This window comes from Mucilaginibacter frigoritolerans (assembly GCF_007830615.1).
Classification (GTDB): Bacteria; Bacteroidota; Bacteroidia; order Sphingobacteriales; family Sphingobacteriaceae; genus Mucilaginibacter; species Mucilaginibacter frigoritolerans.
In genome coordinates this window covers 220,647-239,337 of record NZ_VLLI01000003.1, presented here as the reverse complement: position 1 = coordinate 239,337, position 18,691 = coordinate 220,647, and the positions used below count along the sequence as shown (strand labels likewise).

17 protein-coding genes are annotated in these 18,691 nt (G+C 41.5%); 7 read left to right on the top strand and 10 right to left on the bottom strand.

Annotated elements, in window-relative coordinates; all coding sequences use genetic code 11:
* Positions 1–24 precede the first annotated feature (24 nt).
* Positions 25–1,212 (top strand): sensor histidine kinase, encoded by a 1,188-nt coding sequence (locus JN11_RS06860; protein WP_144911006.1) that lies wholly within the window; start codon positions 25–27, stop codon positions 1,210–1,212.
* Complete coding sequence (locus JN11_RS06855; protein ID WP_144911004.1) at positions 1,209–1,904, top strand: LytR/AlgR family response regulator transcription factor; 696 nt, start codon at positions 1,209–1,211, stop codon at positions 1,902–1,904. The genes JN11_RS06860 and JN11_RS06855 overlap by 4 nt, the downstream gene beginning before the upstream one ends.
* Positions 1,905–2,216: 312 nt before the next feature.
* Here the strand turns inward: JN11_RS06855 and JN11_RS06850 are convergent, their stop codons facing one another.
* The 10 genes from JN11_RS06850 to JN11_RS06805 all read right to left on the bottom strand — a co-directional run bounded on the left by JN11_RS06850 (position 2,217) and on the right by JN11_RS06805 (position 12,305).
* Positions 2,217–3,146, bottom strand: coding sequence for a hypothetical protein (locus JN11_RS06850; RefSeq protein ID WP_144911002.1), 930 nt, complete (start codon positions 3,144–3,146; stop codon positions 2,217–2,219).
* 155 nt (positions 3,147–3,301) lie between these two features.
* Positions 3,302–3,922, bottom strand: a complete 621-nt coding sequence (locus tag JN11_RS06845) for a tetratricopeptide repeat protein (protein ID WP_144911001.1) — start codon at positions 3,920–3,922, stop codon at positions 3,302–3,304.
* Complete coding sequence (locus tag JN11_RS06840) at positions 3,910–5,052, bottom strand: hypothetical protein (RefSeq protein WP_144910999.1); 1,143 nt, start codon at positions 5,050–5,052, stop codon at positions 3,910–3,912. The genes JN11_RS06845 and JN11_RS06840 overlap by 13 nt, the downstream gene beginning before the upstream one ends.
* 17 nt (positions 5,053–5,069) lie before the next feature.
* Complete coding sequence (locus JN11_RS06835) at positions 5,070–7,235, bottom strand: urea transporter (RefSeq protein ID WP_144910997.1); 2,166 nt, start codon at positions 7,233–7,235, stop codon at positions 5,070–5,072.
* A gap of 3 nt (positions 7,236–7,238) precedes the next feature.
* Complete coding sequence (locus tag JN11_RS06830; protein ID WP_144910995.1) at positions 7,239–8,585, bottom strand: type III PLP-dependent enzyme domain-containing protein; 1,347 nt, start codon at positions 8,583–8,585, stop codon at positions 7,239–7,241.
* Between the two features lie 12 nt (positions 8,586–8,597).
* Positions 8,598–9,653, bottom strand: a complete 1,056-nt coding sequence (locus JN11_RS06825) for an ATP-grasp domain-containing protein (protein WP_144910993.1) — start codon at positions 9,651–9,653, stop codon at positions 8,598–8,600.
* A complete protein-coding gene (locus tag JN11_RS06820) occupies positions 9,640–9,900 on the bottom strand; it encodes a PqqD family protein (RefSeq protein ID WP_144910991.1) in 261 nt (86 codons plus the stop codon). The genes JN11_RS06825 and JN11_RS06820 overlap by 14 nt, the downstream gene beginning before the upstream one ends.
* Positions 9,901–9,949: 49 nt before the next feature.
* Positions 9,950–10,327 carry a response regulator gene (locus JN11_RS06815; protein ID WP_144910989.1) on the bottom strand — a complete coding sequence of 126 codons (378 nt, stop codon included), beginning with the start codon at positions 10,325–10,327 and terminating at the stop codon, positions 9,950–9,952.
* Between the two features lie 108 nt (positions 10,328–10,435).
* Complete coding sequence (locus JN11_RS06810; protein WP_144910987.1) at positions 10,436–11,134, bottom strand: LytR/AlgR family response regulator transcription factor; 699 nt, start codon at positions 11,132–11,134, stop codon at positions 10,436–10,438.
* 16 nt (positions 11,135–11,150) lie between these two features.
* Complete coding sequence (locus tag JN11_RS06805; protein WP_144910985.1) at positions 11,151–12,305, bottom strand: sensor histidine kinase; 1,155 nt, start codon at positions 12,303–12,305, stop codon at positions 11,151–11,153.
* Between the two features lie 484 nt (positions 12,306–12,789).
* On the opposite strand from JN11_RS06805, the gene porK reads away from it, so the two are divergent.
* The 5 genes from porK to porM are packed head-to-tail and all read left to right on the top strand — an operon-like array spanning position 12,790 to position 18,031.
* A complete protein-coding gene (gene porK / locus JN11_RS06800) occupies positions 12,790–14,073 on the top strand; it encodes a T9SS ring complex lipoprotein PorK/GldK (protein ID WP_144910983.1) in 1,284 nt (427 codons plus the stop codon).
* Positions 14,074–14,080: 7 nt separating this feature from the next.
* The gene (gene porN / locus JN11_RS06795) at positions 14,081–14,992 is read left to right on the top strand and encodes a type IX secretion system ring subunit PorN/GldN (protein ID WP_144910981.1); all 912 of its coding nucleotides are present in this window, start codon (positions 14,081–14,083) and stop codon (positions 14,990–14,992) included.
* Between the two features lie 8 nt (positions 14,993–15,000).
* Positions 15,001–15,618, top strand: coding sequence for a hypothetical protein (locus tag JN11_RS06790; protein ID WP_144910979.1), 618 nt, complete (start codon positions 15,001–15,003; stop codon positions 15,616–15,618).
* A gap of 26 nt (positions 15,619–15,644) precedes the next feature.
* Entirely contained in the window at positions 15,645–16,448 is an 804-nt protein-coding gene (porL, locus tag JN11_RS06785; protein WP_144910977.1) for a type IX secretion system motor protein PorL/GldL, read from the top strand.
* A 47-nt stretch (positions 16,449–16,495) separates the two neighbouring features.
* Complete coding sequence (gene porM, locus JN11_RS06780; RefSeq protein ID WP_144910975.1) at positions 16,496–18,031, top strand: type IX secretion system motor protein PorM/GldM; 1,536 nt, start codon at positions 16,496–16,498, stop codon at positions 18,029–18,031.
* The last annotated feature ends 660 nt before the right edge of the window (positions 18,032–18,691 follow it).

The following is an 18,691-nucleotide window of genomic DNA, read 5'->3' as shown; positions in this document are numbered from 1 at the left end:
GACAGGATTTTACCTTTGTTTTATATGATTTCCATTAAGAAAAAAGACTGGATAGAGGTAGTGCTTCACATAGCATTCTGGATTGGGGTGTTCTATGCGCTTTTGTCGCTTACCGAGTCGCACGTTATGATACGGATAGATCATGATGTCGCTACTATGAAAAAGGACTTTGTTATACGCAGGGACGTAAAGCATACCTTATCGCCTCATTTATTTCTTACGTTTGGTTTTCTTGTCTTATTATTCTACGGCAATATCTTCTTATTATTTAAAAAGGCGTTGCGCTATAAGAATATACTGATCAGGGTTGCTATACCTGTCCTTTATTTTGTTGCCATCATCATGGCAAGTTACTATACAGATAAACTACTGCCAACGCAGAATAACGGGCAACCGGCTATACATACTTTTAAATTCGACCGGGGTAAGGACTTATCTGGCCCTCCTCCAAATATAAAAAAGGATAACTTTATTGCGCAAACCAATGCTGTTGTTTTTGCCCCGGATGGTTTATCAAATTCAGTATGGTTTGTTTTCATTATTGTATTCGGCCTTTCCATAGCCTATTTCTTTCTGAAAGAGTGGGCCAGGGCCGAAAAGTTTCGCGTTCAATTGGAAGCGGTTCAGCTGGATACGGAGATCAAATTTTTGAAATCGCAGGTCAACCCTCATTTTCTTTTTAATACCCTCAATAACCTGTTTTCAATGGCCCAGGAAAAAGGAAATGATAACCTGGCCGATGGCATTTCAAAGCTTTCGGGAATGATGCGCTACATGATTTACGAGAGCAATGAAGAGAATGTGCCCCTGAAGAAAGAAATAGAATACCTGGACAATTGCATACTGCTCAATAAATTACGTTATGCTGATGACGAGGTAAACGTAATATTCGATTACCCGGAACAAACCGAAGGTATTTTCGTTGCACCGATGTTGTTCATACCCTTTGTTGAAAATGCTTTTAAGCACGGAGTTGCGATAGGGCAGTCATCCGAAATAGATATTTCCATCGCGGTAGTGAACAAACAACTGATCTTTACCTGCGAAAATACCATCTATGGCGTCAAAAAGATGGAAGACGAAAAGAGTGGCATCGGCCTGGAAAATGTGAAAAGGAGACTGGAATTGGTTTACCCGAATAAGCATGAGCTCGCTATAAAAGATAGCGGCGGCAAATTCGCAGTGGAATTAAAAATTAACCTACACTCATGAATTGCATAGCTATTGACGACGAGCCCAAAGCACTGGAAGTGATTGAAAGGTATTGCCAGAAGAGTGACCTGGTTGACCTGAAAGCAACATTCCGCGAACCAGTGAAAGCCATCGAGTTTCTAAACCGTGAAAAGATTGATCTCATTTTCCTCGACATCAATATGCCCGACATCAACGGTATGCAGCTGATACAAACGCTCGCGGCAAAGCCGATGGTTATTTTTACCACGGCTTACAGCAATTACGCTGTTGAAAGCTATAGCCTCAACGCAATAGACTATCTGCTGAAGCCCATTACTTTCGAACGGTTTCTGGCGGCAGTCAATAAAGCGTCGAACGTGCTTGTATTGCAAAATAAACCAGCAATTAAGGAGGATGAGGCCGGAACAGTATTTATCAAAAGCGGCCCGCATACCTACCAGGTAAAGATCAGCGATATACTTTATTTGGAGAAGGATGGCAACTACATTACCGTGCATTTAAAAGACAAACAAATACTCATCCGCGAAAACATGGGTGATATTTTCGACATGGTGCCGGCAGCAGAATTCATACGGGTGCACAAATCGTACGTGGTGGCCATCAAACATATTGCCATGATTGAAGTGCATCAGCTCGTCATTAACGGTGAAAAAATTCCCATCGGCAGCACCTACCGGGATTCCTTGCGCAGCAGGTTAGGATTAAAATAATGCCCGCTGCTTTACATTCTTTGTTTTAAAATGCAGAAGAATAGCCTCTGACAATTGGTTATAGAAGAATCGAACAGTTAAATTGGGCTTTAAGTGATGTTAGGGTGCATTTTTCAGAAATATCGGGTTTCGGTTTAAATTGCATCAAAAACAAGATGAGTTGTTCACCTCCTCTTAAACAGATATTCTGTTAATCTTCCTCCTTTTTCGGTGTAAACAGACAAATAAGAATAAAAGATGACAAAAATAAAAAACCCAGCACTATTAGAAATAGCGCCGGGTAGGGGGTATTATATATGATAGAAATTAGTATTAGTGTACCACTTTCGCACTTACAAAAGTGCCGCTGGAGTCGAAATTGACGACGTAGTTGGTGCTGTTGGAGGTAATGAATACATGGTATCCAACGATTGAACCATTAACACTTTCGGAGAAAGCATTTTGGAAAACATAACCAGGGTAAGTGGTGGTTAAGTAAGTAGTAATGCTGGCTAATAAGCTTGTCTGTGCTACCGATGTGAATCTGCCGCCATGCGACGCCACTTTTATCCTGCTGATGAGTGTCCCGGTGGCAGTTATGTTAGTAGCGTAAAGTACAGTGTCTTTGCTGATGAGTACATAAGTGGTATCAGGTGTAACAAAAGCATGCAGCAGGGTATCTGTGGGGTAGGTGGTTGTAAAATAGGTTGATACCGCTGTTGGTAAAGCTGATAATGCAATGGTGTCACGGTGCTTGCCATCCCTGTCGCAGAATGGGCCGCCTTCATGCCATCCCAGACCGCCATTACCCATATTAGCGCCATCCTTTTGCTCCAATACTTTCTCAAATGTTCCGGATGTGCTGAATTTTAAGCCGATGAGGTTGCCATTATATTTAATGATCACCACAAAGCCATTAGCTACCTTAAGACTGTCGGTTGTTTTAAAGGCTTTTTCAAAAGTATAGCCCGAATAGTTTGCGGTTAAATAAGTGCCTATAGCAGAGGGTAATGCGCTAAAAGCAACAGAATCTTTGGTGCCATGTGACGGGAAACAATTTACCAGGTAAATGGTATCGGTTGTGCTGGTTTTAGTGCTTGCCAACGTAGTAAGGGCAATGCTTCCCGTTAATGAGGAAGAAGTTGTAGTTGAAGTAGTAGTAGTTTTTGAACTTGAATTTGAAGTTACATCCTTTTTGCACGAAGAAAGGATAAACAGGGTGCTTAGCATCACCAGGCAGGGGTAAATAATTTTTGTTTTCATTTTGTAAATTTTAATTCATAATTGTTTTGGAAATAAAGCTTCCTGCTTTATCACAATTAAAAATAAGACGGAAATTTTGGGATGGGAACGATGTGTCGATGAAGGTGGTTTTTTTGTCGATTAAATGATCTTTATCCGGAAAATAGGAATAGAAGCTATTTACACCGATTTAAACCGTCGGTACTTGATTCGTCGCCAGGTTTAATCAAAAGGGCTTTTTCGAAATAATCTTTGGCTTCAGCTTTTTTGCCAGCCATAAAAAGTGACCATGCCAGCATGTGGTTGCCGTCATAATCATAAGGGTACAAATCGGCCACCACTTTAAAAAGCCTGGTCGATGTTTCATATTGTTTGTGGTTATAATAAATAACCCCAGCCCAATAGCTTGCCTGAGTGTTTTTTGGGTCGATTTTCAGGATTGCCAAATATTGGTCGAGTACTTTATCCCAGCTTTGCAAAAACGATAATGGTTTTACATAGCCAAATTTGGCTTCGATGGCGCCTGGTTTAAGATTTACAGCTTTCTGGTAATAATTTTGCGAAGCGTTGTAGTTTTGGTTCAAATAGTGGAGCCAGCCCAGTCTTATGTTTATTTCGTAACTGCTTTCGGTATAATAGGGGGATATATCATTGATGGCTGCCGAATAATTTTTATTTAATTCGTCGGTATAGCTGTTGCGAAAGGCTTTTTGCAAAATGGCATTTGTCTGGGCCTGCGTTGCTGCAGCCAGTAAGCATAAAATGAAGAGTAATAAGCTTCTTTTTAAAATTTCCATAAAAAACCTAAAGTAACAGCATTTTGATCATATTTTAATGATTGGTAAGTATCTGTCTTTTTTTCATAAGCATAACTTAATTGCAACTGGGCATGCGAATTTAACAGGTAAAAGACAGTTTCGCCACATCTAAATGTTGTTTTATCAATCGCGTTATAAATATAGAGCCCATCGGCATCAAAATAATCATCTTCATTACCCAAGGTTACGGTTGACTCCAGCCACGTATTTTTCATCAATTTAAAACCAGCAGCCTGGCTGAAAATAAAATTATTGGCCCCGTCTAAATGTTTAACTGATGCCCGGCTTGTTGTATATAAATTAAAATTTCCAAACGGGTAATAAGTTACCTTAGTGTTGTATTGTTCAATCGGCTTGTTTTGAAGCCTGCCAAAGTTAATATTACCCTGTATATCAGTATAAGTTGCGGCATATTTTAATCCTATTAAACCCAAATTGCTGTTATATATTGTGTTATTAAATTGAGTATTTAAATAATGAAATGAACCAATAACAGATAGTTTTGGAGTTACGTAATAACTCAATTTAGCATAATACTCCTTTTGCTTATCGACTGAACGGGTGGAGGCATCATCATTATCGGCATCATCTGCCAGCTTAAAAATATTTTGGTTAAAATAAGCCAGCGACTGATCAAGCTGGAAGCGCCAGCTCAAACGGTTACTTGCTGTAATGCGCTCGTAAAATCCATTGTCCCTGTTAACGTCATTATTCTGCTTTACACCCGATTCTGCGCCGACAGCTATTAATCCATAGGGTTTAAGGCTCTCTTTGTTTAAGGCTTCCTTATCCATAAACGATGCATGATAGGCCGCCTGCAGATCATCATTCAAAAATTTACAGCAGAAATAAGCGTAGTAACGTGCCGTTTCGTTATAAGGGTCTTTGCTTAACACTCGCTGGTATTCGTTTAAAGCATGCTTATAATTTTCTGTGATAAAAAAGGCAAAAGCAACCTTTAACTGCAATCCAGGAAAATAAACACCATCGGCACGGGCCTTATTGCCGTAGCTGATCAATTGTTTCCAGTTGCCTTTATTGTATAAATCAGTCGAAATGCTGTCAGCTGCCTGGATATTGCTTTCCTGGCACCATGCTTTATGCATCATAACAGTAAAAATTAATATCAGTAAATATTTCCCCTTACCCATTTCGCTTTAATGTCAACTTTGTTAATGTGGATGCTAAACTCCTGTATGCCGGCTTCTGAAATATCAATAGAAGCGTCCATTTCCTGCCTTGTGGTGCCAAAAATATTTTTGAACTGTTTAACGCTGATAGCTATTCCTGCTTTTTTGGACAAGTTGCTGCTTTGATAGCTTAAGCTGATGAACCTGTAAAAGGGAGCTATAATATCCTGTAACCACAACTGAATTTTATTGTGGTGCAAATGAATCGGGTATGCATCGCTGGCTAAAATGCTGTCATCATTCACAAAAATAACCTTATAGGCCGCTAAATGAAAATAGTAAAGCAGTGAGTTGGTATCGCCATAAAAGCTGGTGAAATAAAATTGGGTGCCATTGTTTATAAAGTAAGCCGCTGCGCTGGTTTCTTTACTATAGAGATAAGATTGGCCGGATTCATCTGTGAAAACCTCAATAGACTCCATTTTACAATCTTCAGACATTAATACTGCTGTGTATCCGGGTTGGAAATCAAAAGCTTTGCGAATGGTTTTATGGATGGCTGGTGGTGTTAATACCTGTCCCCCTTCGGGGATTTTGTAGCTGTTGATCGATGCTTTTTTGCCGTTGCCGGTCATGTAAAAAGCAAAGGGGTAGGCCAGTGTTTTGGCATCGATATAAGCAGTAGCCTGTATCTGGAAATGCAGGTGTGGCTCGGGCGAACGGCCCGAACTGCCGCAACGGCCAAGCAGGTCGCCGGTTTTTACTATATCGCCCACCTTAACTTTTATGGAGCCTTTTTTTAGGTGCGAAACTTTTGAATATAAACCATTCAGGTGTTTAATAACCACTGTATTGCCCCAGTTCTCCTTTTTGTTTGCCTCGCCAATGGCATTGTCTTCCACATGGTCAACAACATTGGCTATAATGCCATCGCCGCAGGCCAGCACAGGTTTATTGAAGCAATAAAAATGTTCAGGCAGATTGCCTTGGTGACTGTAGGTTTTTTTGTCATCATCTTCAATTACAAAGTCGAGGGCCTTACCCCATTCTCCTTTATGGGTAATATCGCCGTTATAGCCCTGTGAAACTGTCCAACTGCCCATAAACGGTAGGCTAAACCTGAAGTATTTCAAATCATCCAGCCGATCCTTTTGATTAAGGAACTGGTACAAATTCCTTTCGGGCGAATAATGCTGTAAGCCAATGAGCTGCAGTTTTCCGGGCTTCCTTCGCAACAATAAAAAATAGAGCAGAGTGATATTAATAACGCAAAATGGGAGGGCGAATACCGGTAAATTGTATGTCGCCATAATTCCTGTAAGCGCATTGGTAATGATAAACATTACCGGCACAGACAAAATGGCCAACAGGTAAGAGCGGACGGACGGTATTAGGAAAAAGCTGCCGATAGTAGCTGTTGAAAGCATAAAATTAGCGCCTAAATTGTAGTAGCTGATACCATCGGGATAGTTATGGGTGATGGTATTAAACAATAGGGCGCTAATAAACCCAATAACCAGCAGGCTAAACATAATGCGCGAATGGATGAATACCCCAATGCTAATGAGTATGCCTGTTAGTATATTATTCTGAAAAAGCACCGCACTTAACGCCCGGAAAAACAAGCCAAGGTAACATGGCAGACCAACAGAAAAATACTGGTAGATGTTAACAAGGCAACCTGTACCAGTTGCATTATGAATAAGCAGGAAAGTATTTTTTTGCTGAAGGCCGCCATGGTAGTAAACACCTTCGCCAAAAAGCACCAGCCAATAACACAATATAAAAGGGATGGATAATATAGGCAAGCCAAGTTTGCCCAGCCTGTCGGTAAGGATGATGGTGAGCATAATTACCAGCAAACAGACAAACGCCAGCCATAAAACATAATAGCCGGTTAAGTTGAAAAATGTGCCAAAAGCTAATCCAAGCAGCAGACTGTTAAAACTATAAACACCCGATTGTATGTTTTCATGTTGGTAGCCAAGAATATTGATTACTGTTAATGTAAACAAAGTGCAGCAGAGTCCGCTTAGCCCGGCCAGGGGATTAACGAATGATACAAACAGCAGAATACCCCCCAGTACTTTGTTTTGCGAAAAAAACAAAATGGCATAGGTGTTTAAAATTGACCCAATAAATGATGAGATCTTATTTTTCACGCTTTATTTCAAATGCTCGGGTATGTATTCGTTCGTTTCAATATGTTCCAGGGTTTCTGCCGCTTTTATTAAATGAACTTGTTCCTGTTCATCAATCAGCACGATGGCTGGGCGCAGGGCAATAAACTGCATCCACTGCGTCATATTATAGGCGCCCACCTTATGTATCACAATATGATCGCCTGATTTGAGTAAGGGCAGGTTAACGCTTTCCCTTATCACATCAATATTCATGCACAGCGGGCCATATATTACGGTATTTTCAACAGTTGGGCTATAATCATCTGCCGGGCTAACCTGATGGTCGTACCAAAAGGAGGTAAATAGAATGTTTACGCCAATGTCAACAATGGTAGCCAACTTGCCGTCGCTTAAGCGTTTGTTGGCAAGCACGGTGCCCAGCAGGTAACCTGCATCGTCTATTAGCAACCTCCCGCTTTCTAGTATCAGCAGGGGCAGGTCATCATTTTCAAAACCTGCGCGGATGAGCGTACCGGTTATTTCTTCGGCAAAATCATCAATGGTGGGCATGGTATCTGTCCCCGGCAAATAAGCACCTTTTAAGGTATTCGTTGATGGAAAGCCACCGCCAAGGTCGAGGTACTCAATATGCTGTTTGAGTTCGGTATTGCATTTTATGGCCAATGCAGCCATTTTGGATGCAGCAACCCCATAAGCGGCCGTAGTTTGTATATAGGTGCCGATATGACAATGCAAACCCGTAAGCTTCAATTTGCCCGAATTAACGATCTTTAAAATTGCCCGCCAAGCTTCGCCGTTTTCGTAATTAAAACCAAAACGGTCCCATAACGGGTAAACGCCGGTATCCATATTTACGCGGATAGCTACTTTGGGTTGATAGTCAAGCCCCTCGCATAAGGGTAATAAAAGGCCAAGTTCTTCCAGATGGTCAATGTGGATAAGCGAATCATTTTCAACTGCCAGTAAAAGGTCTTTTTTGGATTTACCAGGGCCATTAAAAATGATTTTATTACCCGGTACGCCGTTGCCCAGTGCCTTTTGATATTCAAAACCTGATACCACCTCGGCCCAGCTGCCTTCCTGGTGAAAAATATTGCAAACAGCATTCAGGTAATTGGTTTTATAGCTCCAGGCGAATTGTACCTTTGGATAACGGGTGCTAAAAGCCCGGTATGCAGCCCGGTAATTGCGGCGGATATGCTTTTCGGAAATAACAAATAACGGCGAACCATACGCTTCCACCAGGCTTTTAACAGGTACGTTGTCAATAAACTTAAATGGCTGCGACCCGCTAAGGCTGCCAAATTTGTTCATTGCCCCGGCAGTCAGTTTTTTTATATATGGTCGCTCGTACTTTAGTTTGTTCATGATACCTGTTTCTTATAGTTCTCCCAGGGCCGAAAATTGCTGAAACTCCGAAATGTCCACTACATCGTCCCACGAGTGCCTGATAAATAATTTACCTGCCTCGTACTCATTAAAAGGGATAATATCTTCGCCCATAGCCATTTTTACCAAGGAAACGGGTTGGTTTTGCCCGGCAGCTGCGGCAAGGTAGATCCATGCCGGAAACCTGGGGTTAATTTCGAGAATGAAGAGATGATCTTCGCCATCCCTCATAATTTCCATTTCGTAGGGTCCGTTCCAATGAGTAGCTTTTGCAAAGCTATTTGCCAGTTTTATCAGCGCCGGGTCCTCAATAGTAACACCTGCCCAGGCTTTGCCTTTATCCGTAATATATAATTTGCGCATGGGCACAATACTGATATTGTTCCCTTTGCCATCGCCTAATGCGGCTATGTTAATTTCTGTTCCTTTAATGTATTGCTGGGCTATAACAGGGTATCCCCAGGCTGCTCCTAATTGGTGAAACGCGTTTAATGCAGCATTTAAAGTATAAGCTACAGTGGCCCCGTAAAATTTTCCTTTAATTACGAGCGGGAAACTCAATTCACCCGCAGCTGCTTTTAAATCTGCTTCGGTTGATAATTTGTAATCTCCAGGAACATGAAAATTGTTTTGCCGTCCAAATGCCGCCAGGTTTACCTTATCCCTCATCAAAAGCTGGTCAATTGACGGCAAAAGAGTATGTATCCCCATTTTTTTTAATTGCGGCGCTATCTTGATGAAATTATACAACTCTGCATCAAAGTTAGGGATGATCATGTCCAACCCCTCCTTTTCGTGAATATGACGGATACGCTCAATCAGGTTTTCGGTGCCTGCTGTAGGGTAGGGTACCTGGTAGGTTTTATCAACCAGGTAATGCATATAAATACCTGGTTCCAAAGACTCATAGGATAACCCGATGATTTTAACGCCGGCACCCAATCCCTCCTTCAGCGCCCTAATCACAGCCACGCCGGGCCCCGGATTGTCATTTGCGTTGAGTCCGGTTACGCCGATACACAGGTTCGTATATTTATTTGCCGTCATAGCTCCCTGTTTCCAGCAAATTAGCTTCTTTTAACTGTACTATCCAGTCATCCCAATCGCGGTCAAGTTGTTCAGGACTAACCTCGTATTTTTGTAATATATTTTGTTTGATGGTGACTTCAGCTTCGCCATTCTTCATGGCAAGCAATATGCTTGATGCCATGGCATTTCCTGAAAAAGAATCGCCTGTAGCGGGATTAAATATAAAACCGCTCTCACTGGTAGCAATATTTTTCTTTAGTTTCATCCTTTTACCTGCTCAAATTCAGGTTATAAATGTAATGTTTTTCGATATATCAGGATGCCATTAAGTAATCAATACGCGGGGCGAACAATTGCATGTCAACCGGCTTTAAAAATATTGCGTCGCACTTATACGAGTCTGCCCGTACTTTTTTATTCTTGTATGCGGTTACAACGATCACCGGGATCTCCTTTAAATGTTTATCTTCCTTGATATCCCTGCAAACCACCTCACAATCACTGCTCAATAATAAATAGTCGAGGATGATCAGGTCGGGGAATATCTCGATGGCTCTGTCATACACCGCGTTGGGGTCATAAATGGTATGAATGGCAAAATCGCCATATTCCATTATTTCATTAACAATAGATGTCATCCTGCCGCTATTGTCGAGTATTAGTATTCTTTTTTGTCTGGCTAATAGTTCCATAATCTTGTGGCTTTAAATACTTTATATAAAAGTGCTGTTATAAGTGCCAAATGAAAAGGAAGTGTCGGCGAACCGGACTAATTTACCGATGAAATGAAATATATATGTTTATTTTGACCACTCTTTTATAAAATCGGCATAGTTGTTCCCAACAGGTAGCTCAGCAGTTTTAAGTTTTACTTTACGGTTATGAATGGATAATACCTGTTTTTTTGCTACAGCAAAACTACGGTGTATCCTCACAAAATCGCTGGGGGGTAACTTTTCGAGAATACCTTTCATTGACATCAACGTTAGTACTGGTTTTTCGATATTGCTCAAGTATATTTTTACGTAATCCTGCATGCTTTCAATGTATTGAATTTCTTTCAGGTCTATTTTTATCATCCGGTATTCGGAATGTACATATATCGAGGCGTCTGTTTCTTCCCTGCTTTCGGCATTTTTATATTTTGCATAGTCCAGCACTTTTTGCACTGCGGCCGAAAATCGCTCAATGCTGATTGGTTTTAATAAATAATCAATGGCTTCGAGCTCAAAGCCTTCAAAAGCAAATTTTTTATAAGCGGTAGTAAAAACAACCATCGGCTTATCCGAAAGGGAGCGTACCAGGTCGATACCAGTAATATCGGGCATATCAATATCAATAAAGATCAGATCGACCTTTTGATTTTTTAAAAACTCAGCCCCTGAAATGGCATCCTCAAACGTTTGAATCAATTTGAGGTCCGGGAATTCCGAAATGTGCCTTTTTATTATCTCGATCGCTAAAGGTTCATCATCAATAGCTATACATTTTAACTGCATAATAAATATTTTAATTTTAATAAACTATTTCTAACTTAACGGTGAACAAACCGTTGTCTTTGTTGATCTCCAGCAAATGTTTACCCGGGTACATATGTTCCAGGCGTTGTTTGGTATTGGCTATCCCTATCCCTTTACGGTTGCTATTTGTGCCTTTTTCAAAAATAATGTTCTGGCAAAAGAAAATGAGTTTGGTTTCTTCAATTATGAGTTTAATGGTAATGGTTGCGTTATGGTGTTTGCTAATGCCGTATTTAAACACATTTTCAATAAACGTCATCAGCACCAGTGGAGCTATCCTTTGATTTTTAATATCGCCAGCCAGTATAAAATTGATCTTGATTTTTTTACCGATGCGCAATTTTTGCAAATCTATATAATCGTTTATACAATCGATCTCGCTCTGTAGCGAGACATGGTCCTCCGTAACTTCGTCTGTCACGTAACGCATAATGTTTGATAGCTTCATAATGCTCTGAGAAGTTTTCTCGCTGTTGGTTATCGATAGCGCATAAATATTATTCAAAGTATTGAACAGGAAATGCGGGTTGATCTGCGCCTTTAAAAAAGACAATTCTGCATGCGCCTTTTCTGCCTGCGCTTTAACCACAACCTTTTCTGTAAGCTGCCATTTTTGCACTGTGGCTACCGCTATGCTGAGGCCCATTACAATAATAAATATAAATAAGCCCACCATATCAATATTGCCGGATTGATGAATGAATATAATATGGTTGGAGGGCTTGAAGCGGGGGTCTTCCATCCGCAGGTCCTGGTGTGGCAAGGGCCCGAAGGGAAGGTTTTTTGAATTAATTGCTGCACTGTCTGCACCGGCCACTGCGGTATTTGGTTTTGAGTTTTTTAGCAGGTTATGGTCCAACAGGTTATCGAAAGGTTGTAAATAATATACACATCCTGAAAGTGTCAGTACGATGATGCCATATAAAAAATATTTCTTTTTAAATACAAATTGCGGCACCAGGTACCATGCATTTAAATAAAACATAAATATATAGGTTAAACAAAACAACCAGTAGAATGGCGATAGCAGTACAAAAAAACTGTTGGTAAGGTGTTCCTGAGTTTTATTCATGAATAGAAGTGGGAAGCCCAGAAAGATGAGCCAGCCGGCTGAATGAATAAAAAAAGTGGTTGCTCTTGAACGAAACATTTTATGTTTTATGAATATCAAAAATAGCTTTTGCTTTATGTAATTTTTGTTTCATCCTGCTTTTTATATTAAAATATCAAAATCAAACAGTAATAAATAAGGTGGCTATCGTTTTAGCCCGATATATTTTATGTGTGTTTTTTGCTTGTTATAAAAAAGCGCCTGCATTTCTACAGGCGCCCACCTATGAAAAACTTACATTCCCCATCAATCCACTCTTCAACACAATTGCAGGGTTTGCGGCACAAAAATCAGTGTAAATAAGCATCGTACCAACGATTTATCGGTGAATGGGGCTTTTGTATAGACGAACGGATTTCATCAGATTTTCATTAATCTTTTTGTCGGCAAAATCTTTTGTTTAATCGATATTTTGATGGTTTAGTAAAACGCTACAGGCACATTTGATTATTGTTTAACCCCAAATAAAAGATGCATATGATATCATTCTGACTTATTGTTTCACCCTTAATCTATATGTCGAATGAGAAAATATGCTCAAATAACAGGTGTGCTGCTGCTGATGTTCAGCGCCTGCCAGCGTAATTTATATAATACACCAAAAACCCGGGCCGTTGCTGCAAAGTCCCTTATCCCACCGGTGGGAATGGTATACATCCCTTCGGGTACTTTTTACTACAAAATGCTCAACGATGATAAAGCCGAGCAGCGAAAAGTAAGTGTAAGCGCTTTTTTTATTGATAAAACCGAAGTTAATAATAAGCAGTATCAGGCATTTGTAAACTGGGTTGCCGATTCGGTAGCCATAACCGATTACCTGCACGATGATTCTTTCTTTCTTCCGTCCACTGGCGCTACGGTGGGTGCGGCTCATAAAGAACTGAGGATGATAGACTGGAGCAAGGTTGAAAAGATCAGCCCGCTCTGGAAAAAGGCTCCCCCGGAAATAAAAGATAAACTGGCGCCAATGATGACGATGATCAACGGTACACGCATGCCAGATCCGGCCCTCCTTAAATACAGATTTTATTATGTGCGTATGGATGGTATAAAAAATAGCGAGTTTGTTATGGATACTGTAGCTATTTACCCGCATGAGTCGGTTTGGTCGGCTGATTTTCCGAACGCGCAGATGACGGTGATGGACGCCAACTACTTCACCAATAAGATATACGAATACAACCCCGTTGTGGGTGTTAGCTGGAAACAGGCCCGTGCCTATGCCGACTGGAGGGGTACGCAGCTAAAGGTATTGATTAAAAATAACCCCAACCTGCGAAATTTTAAGCTGAGTTTTAGCCTGCCTACCGAAGCACAATGGCAATACGCAGCCGAAGCTAAAACAGATCCTTCGGACACCGTAATTCATACAGTTATGACTACGGTTGATAAAACAGGTAAGACGCAGCTATCATTAAACTTTAAACAAGGTGAGGGGAGCTACTCTAGCGACGGATCAACATTTACCTTACCGGTAACCTCCTATACACCCAATGCTTTTGGCTTGTATAATATGGCCGGTAACGTATCTGAGTGGACGCTTGATGCTTACAGCCCGTCTTCATCGCAATTGGTTAATGACCTTAACCCGGCTTTGCTTTATGATGCCAATGAAAAGGACCCCCCGTTAATGAAACGCAAAGTGGTACGTGGCGGCTCGTGGAAAGATAATGGCGAGATGCTGAATACCGACACCAGGAACTTTGACGACCAGGATGCCGCACATTCTTATATCGGTTTCAGATGTATAATGGCTGCTTTTGAGTTAACCGGTGAACAGGTAAAAACAAGGAAATACGCTAAATAATAAGATTATGAAAAAGGAAGAAAAAATAATAATAGCAATGCTGTTTGTGCTGGCACTATGTTTTAATAAAAGCTTTGCCCAAACCGCTTTACCCGACAGCACCTTGACAGACACTTTGCCGGCATATGATGAAAACATCAAGGCGGCCGATCTGAGTCAGGCCAGGCCCTTTCCGTACCCTAAAATAAATCCGGCAAACGTGAGGCTCTATGCAAAGGTATGGCGCATCATCGATCTTACAGATACCGTTAATGCCATTTTAACTATACCGGGCCATTCGCTAATGGAAAGTATTTTAAAAGGCATTGCAAAAGGGAAACTCACTCCTTATACGAGCAATGACTATAAAAAGAAACTGAACGCAAAGCAGGCGAAAGAGCGGTTTGCCGATTCGGTACTGGTGCCAAAGTTTGATAAGGACGGCAATCAGGTTTCTTCAAAAATGGTGCTCAATGAGTTTAACCCTGATGTGATCACCAAATTCAGGATAGAAGAAGATGTGTATTTCGACAAGCAGCGGGGCCGGGTTGATGTCAGGATCATAGGGCTGGCACCGATGATGGCTATCGGCAGTTCGGCAGGTTTGCCGGCAAACATGTCGAGCACGCCGGCATTCTGGCTTTATTTTCCGCAGCTGCGGTATGCTCTGGTACAGGAGGATGTAAGCGATCCTGATAAAGGCATCTTCAATATAACCCTCGACGATGTTTTTATGCAGCATAAGTTCACGGCGAGCCTGGTAAAGGAGTTTTCTCCATCCGGATCACAAACAGAGCAACTTGATCCTGGCAGCCCGGAAGCATTGAAGATTGAACAAAAATTAAATGAGTTAAGAAAGAATATCTGGAAAAATCCTAAGGGTATCGACGATAAAAAGATAGCTCGGGTTAATGACACTAAAAAGGAGGCTACACAATGAAAAAGCAAATGAATTTAATCAAAGAATTTGTAAAAATGCTGCTGATTGTAGCATTACTTACCCTTATAGGCAAGGAATCTAAAGCACAAGTATTGCCTGAATACAGCGCGTTTCCTGAGACTTCAGTTGGGTTACAACTAGGCACCCAGGGTTTTGGGATACAAGGTACAAAAAGTTTTGCACGGTTTTTTAATGTCCGGGTTGGATTTAATACCACTGCTGATCTGAGTTTTCAATATAACAACAGAACAACGCAGTTAGACCGTACATCTGTTTATGCCATCATCGACTGGCAGCCACTATATGGAAGAACCGATTGGTTTGCCAGTAAATGGTTTGTATCAACCGGGGTAAGCTATTATTTTACAAATAGCCTATACAGGCAGGGCATAGACCAAGTGCCCAATTACTATATCTACATGTCCAAATTCAGGCCATACATCGGTACTGGGCTGGGTAACATCTCCATCTCTGATCATATTGGCCTGCGTACTGATTTCGGTTGGTTTATCCCAACCAGTGCTGCAACGTCAACTTATGAAAACAAAGCCGATAAGGTAAGTACAGGCATACGCGGGCTTTTACCCGGTCTGAACGCAGGGGCAACTATCTACATTAAATTCTAATCTGTTAACAATTAAACTTTAAAAAAATGAAAAAGACTAAAAAAATCAATTGGCTGCATATCGCTATCTCCTGGGGAGCAAGCGTGGTAATTCTTGGCGCCATGTTTAAAATAAATCACTGGGGTGGCGTAATGGGCACCAATATGATAGGGCTTGGCCTAACGGTAGAAGCATTGTTATTTTTTACCCTTGGATTTTTTCCACCGGTACAAGATCCGGAATGGGAAAAAGTATATCCTGAACTGGCGATTGATTATAATGGCGCTTTACCGGTACCCGGTACCCGAACAGGGCAGGTAGCCACCGGACAAACTGCTGCATTGGATAGCCTGTTAAAGAATGCCGATGTTACACCTGAGGCGATAAATGGACTTGGCGAAGGTTTAAAAAGGTTTACCCATAAACTGGAAAGCATTAACAACATAGCCGATGTTTCGCTGGCTACCGATGACTTTTCAAACAAATTGCAGCATGCAGCATCAAAATTCGACCTGCTTGGTATCGCCTTTGAGCGCGCCTCGGCCGGGCTGGCGGCAATTGCCAATAGCAGTAATGATGCGAACGCTTATCATCAGCAAGTATCAAAACTTACTTTCAATTTATCGCAACTAAATTCCCTTTATGAGGCGGAATTAAATGGAGCAGATAGTAACCTGAGGCAGATTAACCAGTTTTACCAGGGATTGAGCACCACGCTTAAAAACCTGAATGAATCTGCTGATGACAGCCGCCTGTTTAAGGATGAAGTAAACAAACTGGCAAAAAATATCTCATCGCTGAACGTATTTTATGCCAATATGCTTTCGGCCATGAACCAGCCCCGGATGTAAACTCCGGAGTAAAATCAACTGATTATTAACAATTAAAATTAAAAGTTATGGCTGCTGCAGGAAAAGAAACAACCAGGCAAAAGATGATTAATATAATGTACCTGGTTTTATTGGCAATGCTGGCCCTGAATGTATCGGAAACAATTTTAGACGCGTTTAAAACGATAAACGATAGTCTTACCGCTTCGGCAAATAACGTAGGTACATCAATACAGCAATTGTTTAAAACCTTTGAGCAAACCCGGCTCAAAGAATCGCCCGAAAGAGCAAAACCAATTTACGGAAAAGCCAAAGAGGCCGAAAGAATAACCCAGGATCTGAACGATTATATCATCGGCATAAAAAAGGAACTGACAGAACAGGGCGATGGTTACGATCAAAGTACCGGCGATCTGAAGGAACGTGATAATTTGGACATTGGATATAACGTGATGATCAATAAAAAGCGGGCCTTCATGCTGAAGGAAAAAATAAATGATACCCGGGAAAAGCTAAAGCAGCTTTTGGGCAGCGAAGACGGCAAACAGGTTTCATTTACCTTGAGTGCCGATGATCCCGTAAACCATTCAGGAAGTATACGTACCTGGGAAGAGTTGAATTTTGGCGAAGGCGTGCCGTTAACGGCCACTTTTACCATCCTTTCAAAAATTCAGGCGGATACTAAAAATGCCGAATCGGAAGTGGTAAAAAAGATACTGGGCAAGATGGACCAGGCGGTAGTGAACCTGGATAAATTTGAAGCTGTAGCTGTAGCGCCAACATCCTACCTGATACAGGGGCAGCCCTATAAAGCGCAGGTGTTTTTGACGGCCTATGATTCAAAAGCGAATCCGCAAATTGAGGTTGGGGGCTCACCGATAAGTGTGACCGATGGCAGGGGCGAATACAATGTAAACACCAGCAAGGAAGGTATTTTTAACTGGAAGGGAACTATAGCGGTAAAACAAACCGATGGCACGGTTAAAATGTACACCACGCCCGAACAGCAGTACATGGTGGCCCGTCCATCCGCAGTGGTATCGCCGGATAAGATGAATGTGTTTTATATAGGCGTGGATAACCCGGTATCGGTATCTGTGCCAGGCATCCCATCCAAAAATATAAGGGTCAGCATGTCATCAGGCTCGCTTAATGGCTCAGGCGGGAAATACGTAGTTAAAGTGACCAACCCCGGGATAGTTATGGTAACAGTTTCCGCAGAGGTATCGCCCGGCAAAAGCCAGGTGTTAAGCAGCACCAAATTCCGGGCAAAAAGGATACCCGATCCCATTGCCAGGTTCTCGGGGCGCTCAGGTGGTATGGTGGCAACGGTTGCTTTAAAAGCCCAGGAAGCGATTTACGCCACGCTGGAGAATTTTGATTTTGACGCAAAGTTCCGGATCACCAAATTTAATATGATCATTGCTAACCCGCGCGAAAGTGCAACCGTGCAGGTTACCAATGGCAATACCCTGAACGATGAAATGCGGAACGCATTGAATACTATAAAGCCCGGTTCGCACATTATTTTTGACAATATCATTGCCGTAGGGCCCGATGGTTCGCCACGCCAGCTGGCACCGGTGGCGCTTACTGCAGATTAAAGATAGGGCGAAGCGTTTGATCATTAGAATTTTTTAAGTACCCCCTTAAAATCATACAAAGATGAGTATAAGCATCAATCAAGCCAATGAACATAGCAGGGGCGGTCGAGCAAAGATCGTCCCCGCTTGCCCGAAATGTAAGATCCCTATGAACTATCGGGTACACAGAGGGAAATTTGTAAAACTTACCTTACCGTGGTTGCCAATAAGCAGGTATATCTGTCACAGATGTCTGAATAAGTATTATGTGTTAAAAAAGTAACCTTTTTGCCACTGATTGTTGTTGCCGGGCGATGGTGCTGACAGCTAATCGAAAAAAAATACAAAAAAAGAGTGCAATTAATCTGACTGTTTCCTTATAAGATGGATTCCATTCATATTGACCAAATGATTTCGGCGGAATGTGACCATTGATTCCGCGTCAAATCTTAATGTCTTCGTTGCAGATATCACATTTCCTGAAATTTCAATAGAGGTGAATTTAATAGCCTGTAATGACGGGCAAGCGTCAGTGACAGCCGATTGGTACAGCACTGGCGCGACCTTAAAACAATTGCGTAAAAAGGGCTCTCTGTGTTTTTTTATTCGCTTATCGATTCATATCAATGATTAAACGATACATTTTATAGCTAGACCTTAGGGTTGGATACTTTTAGGAAA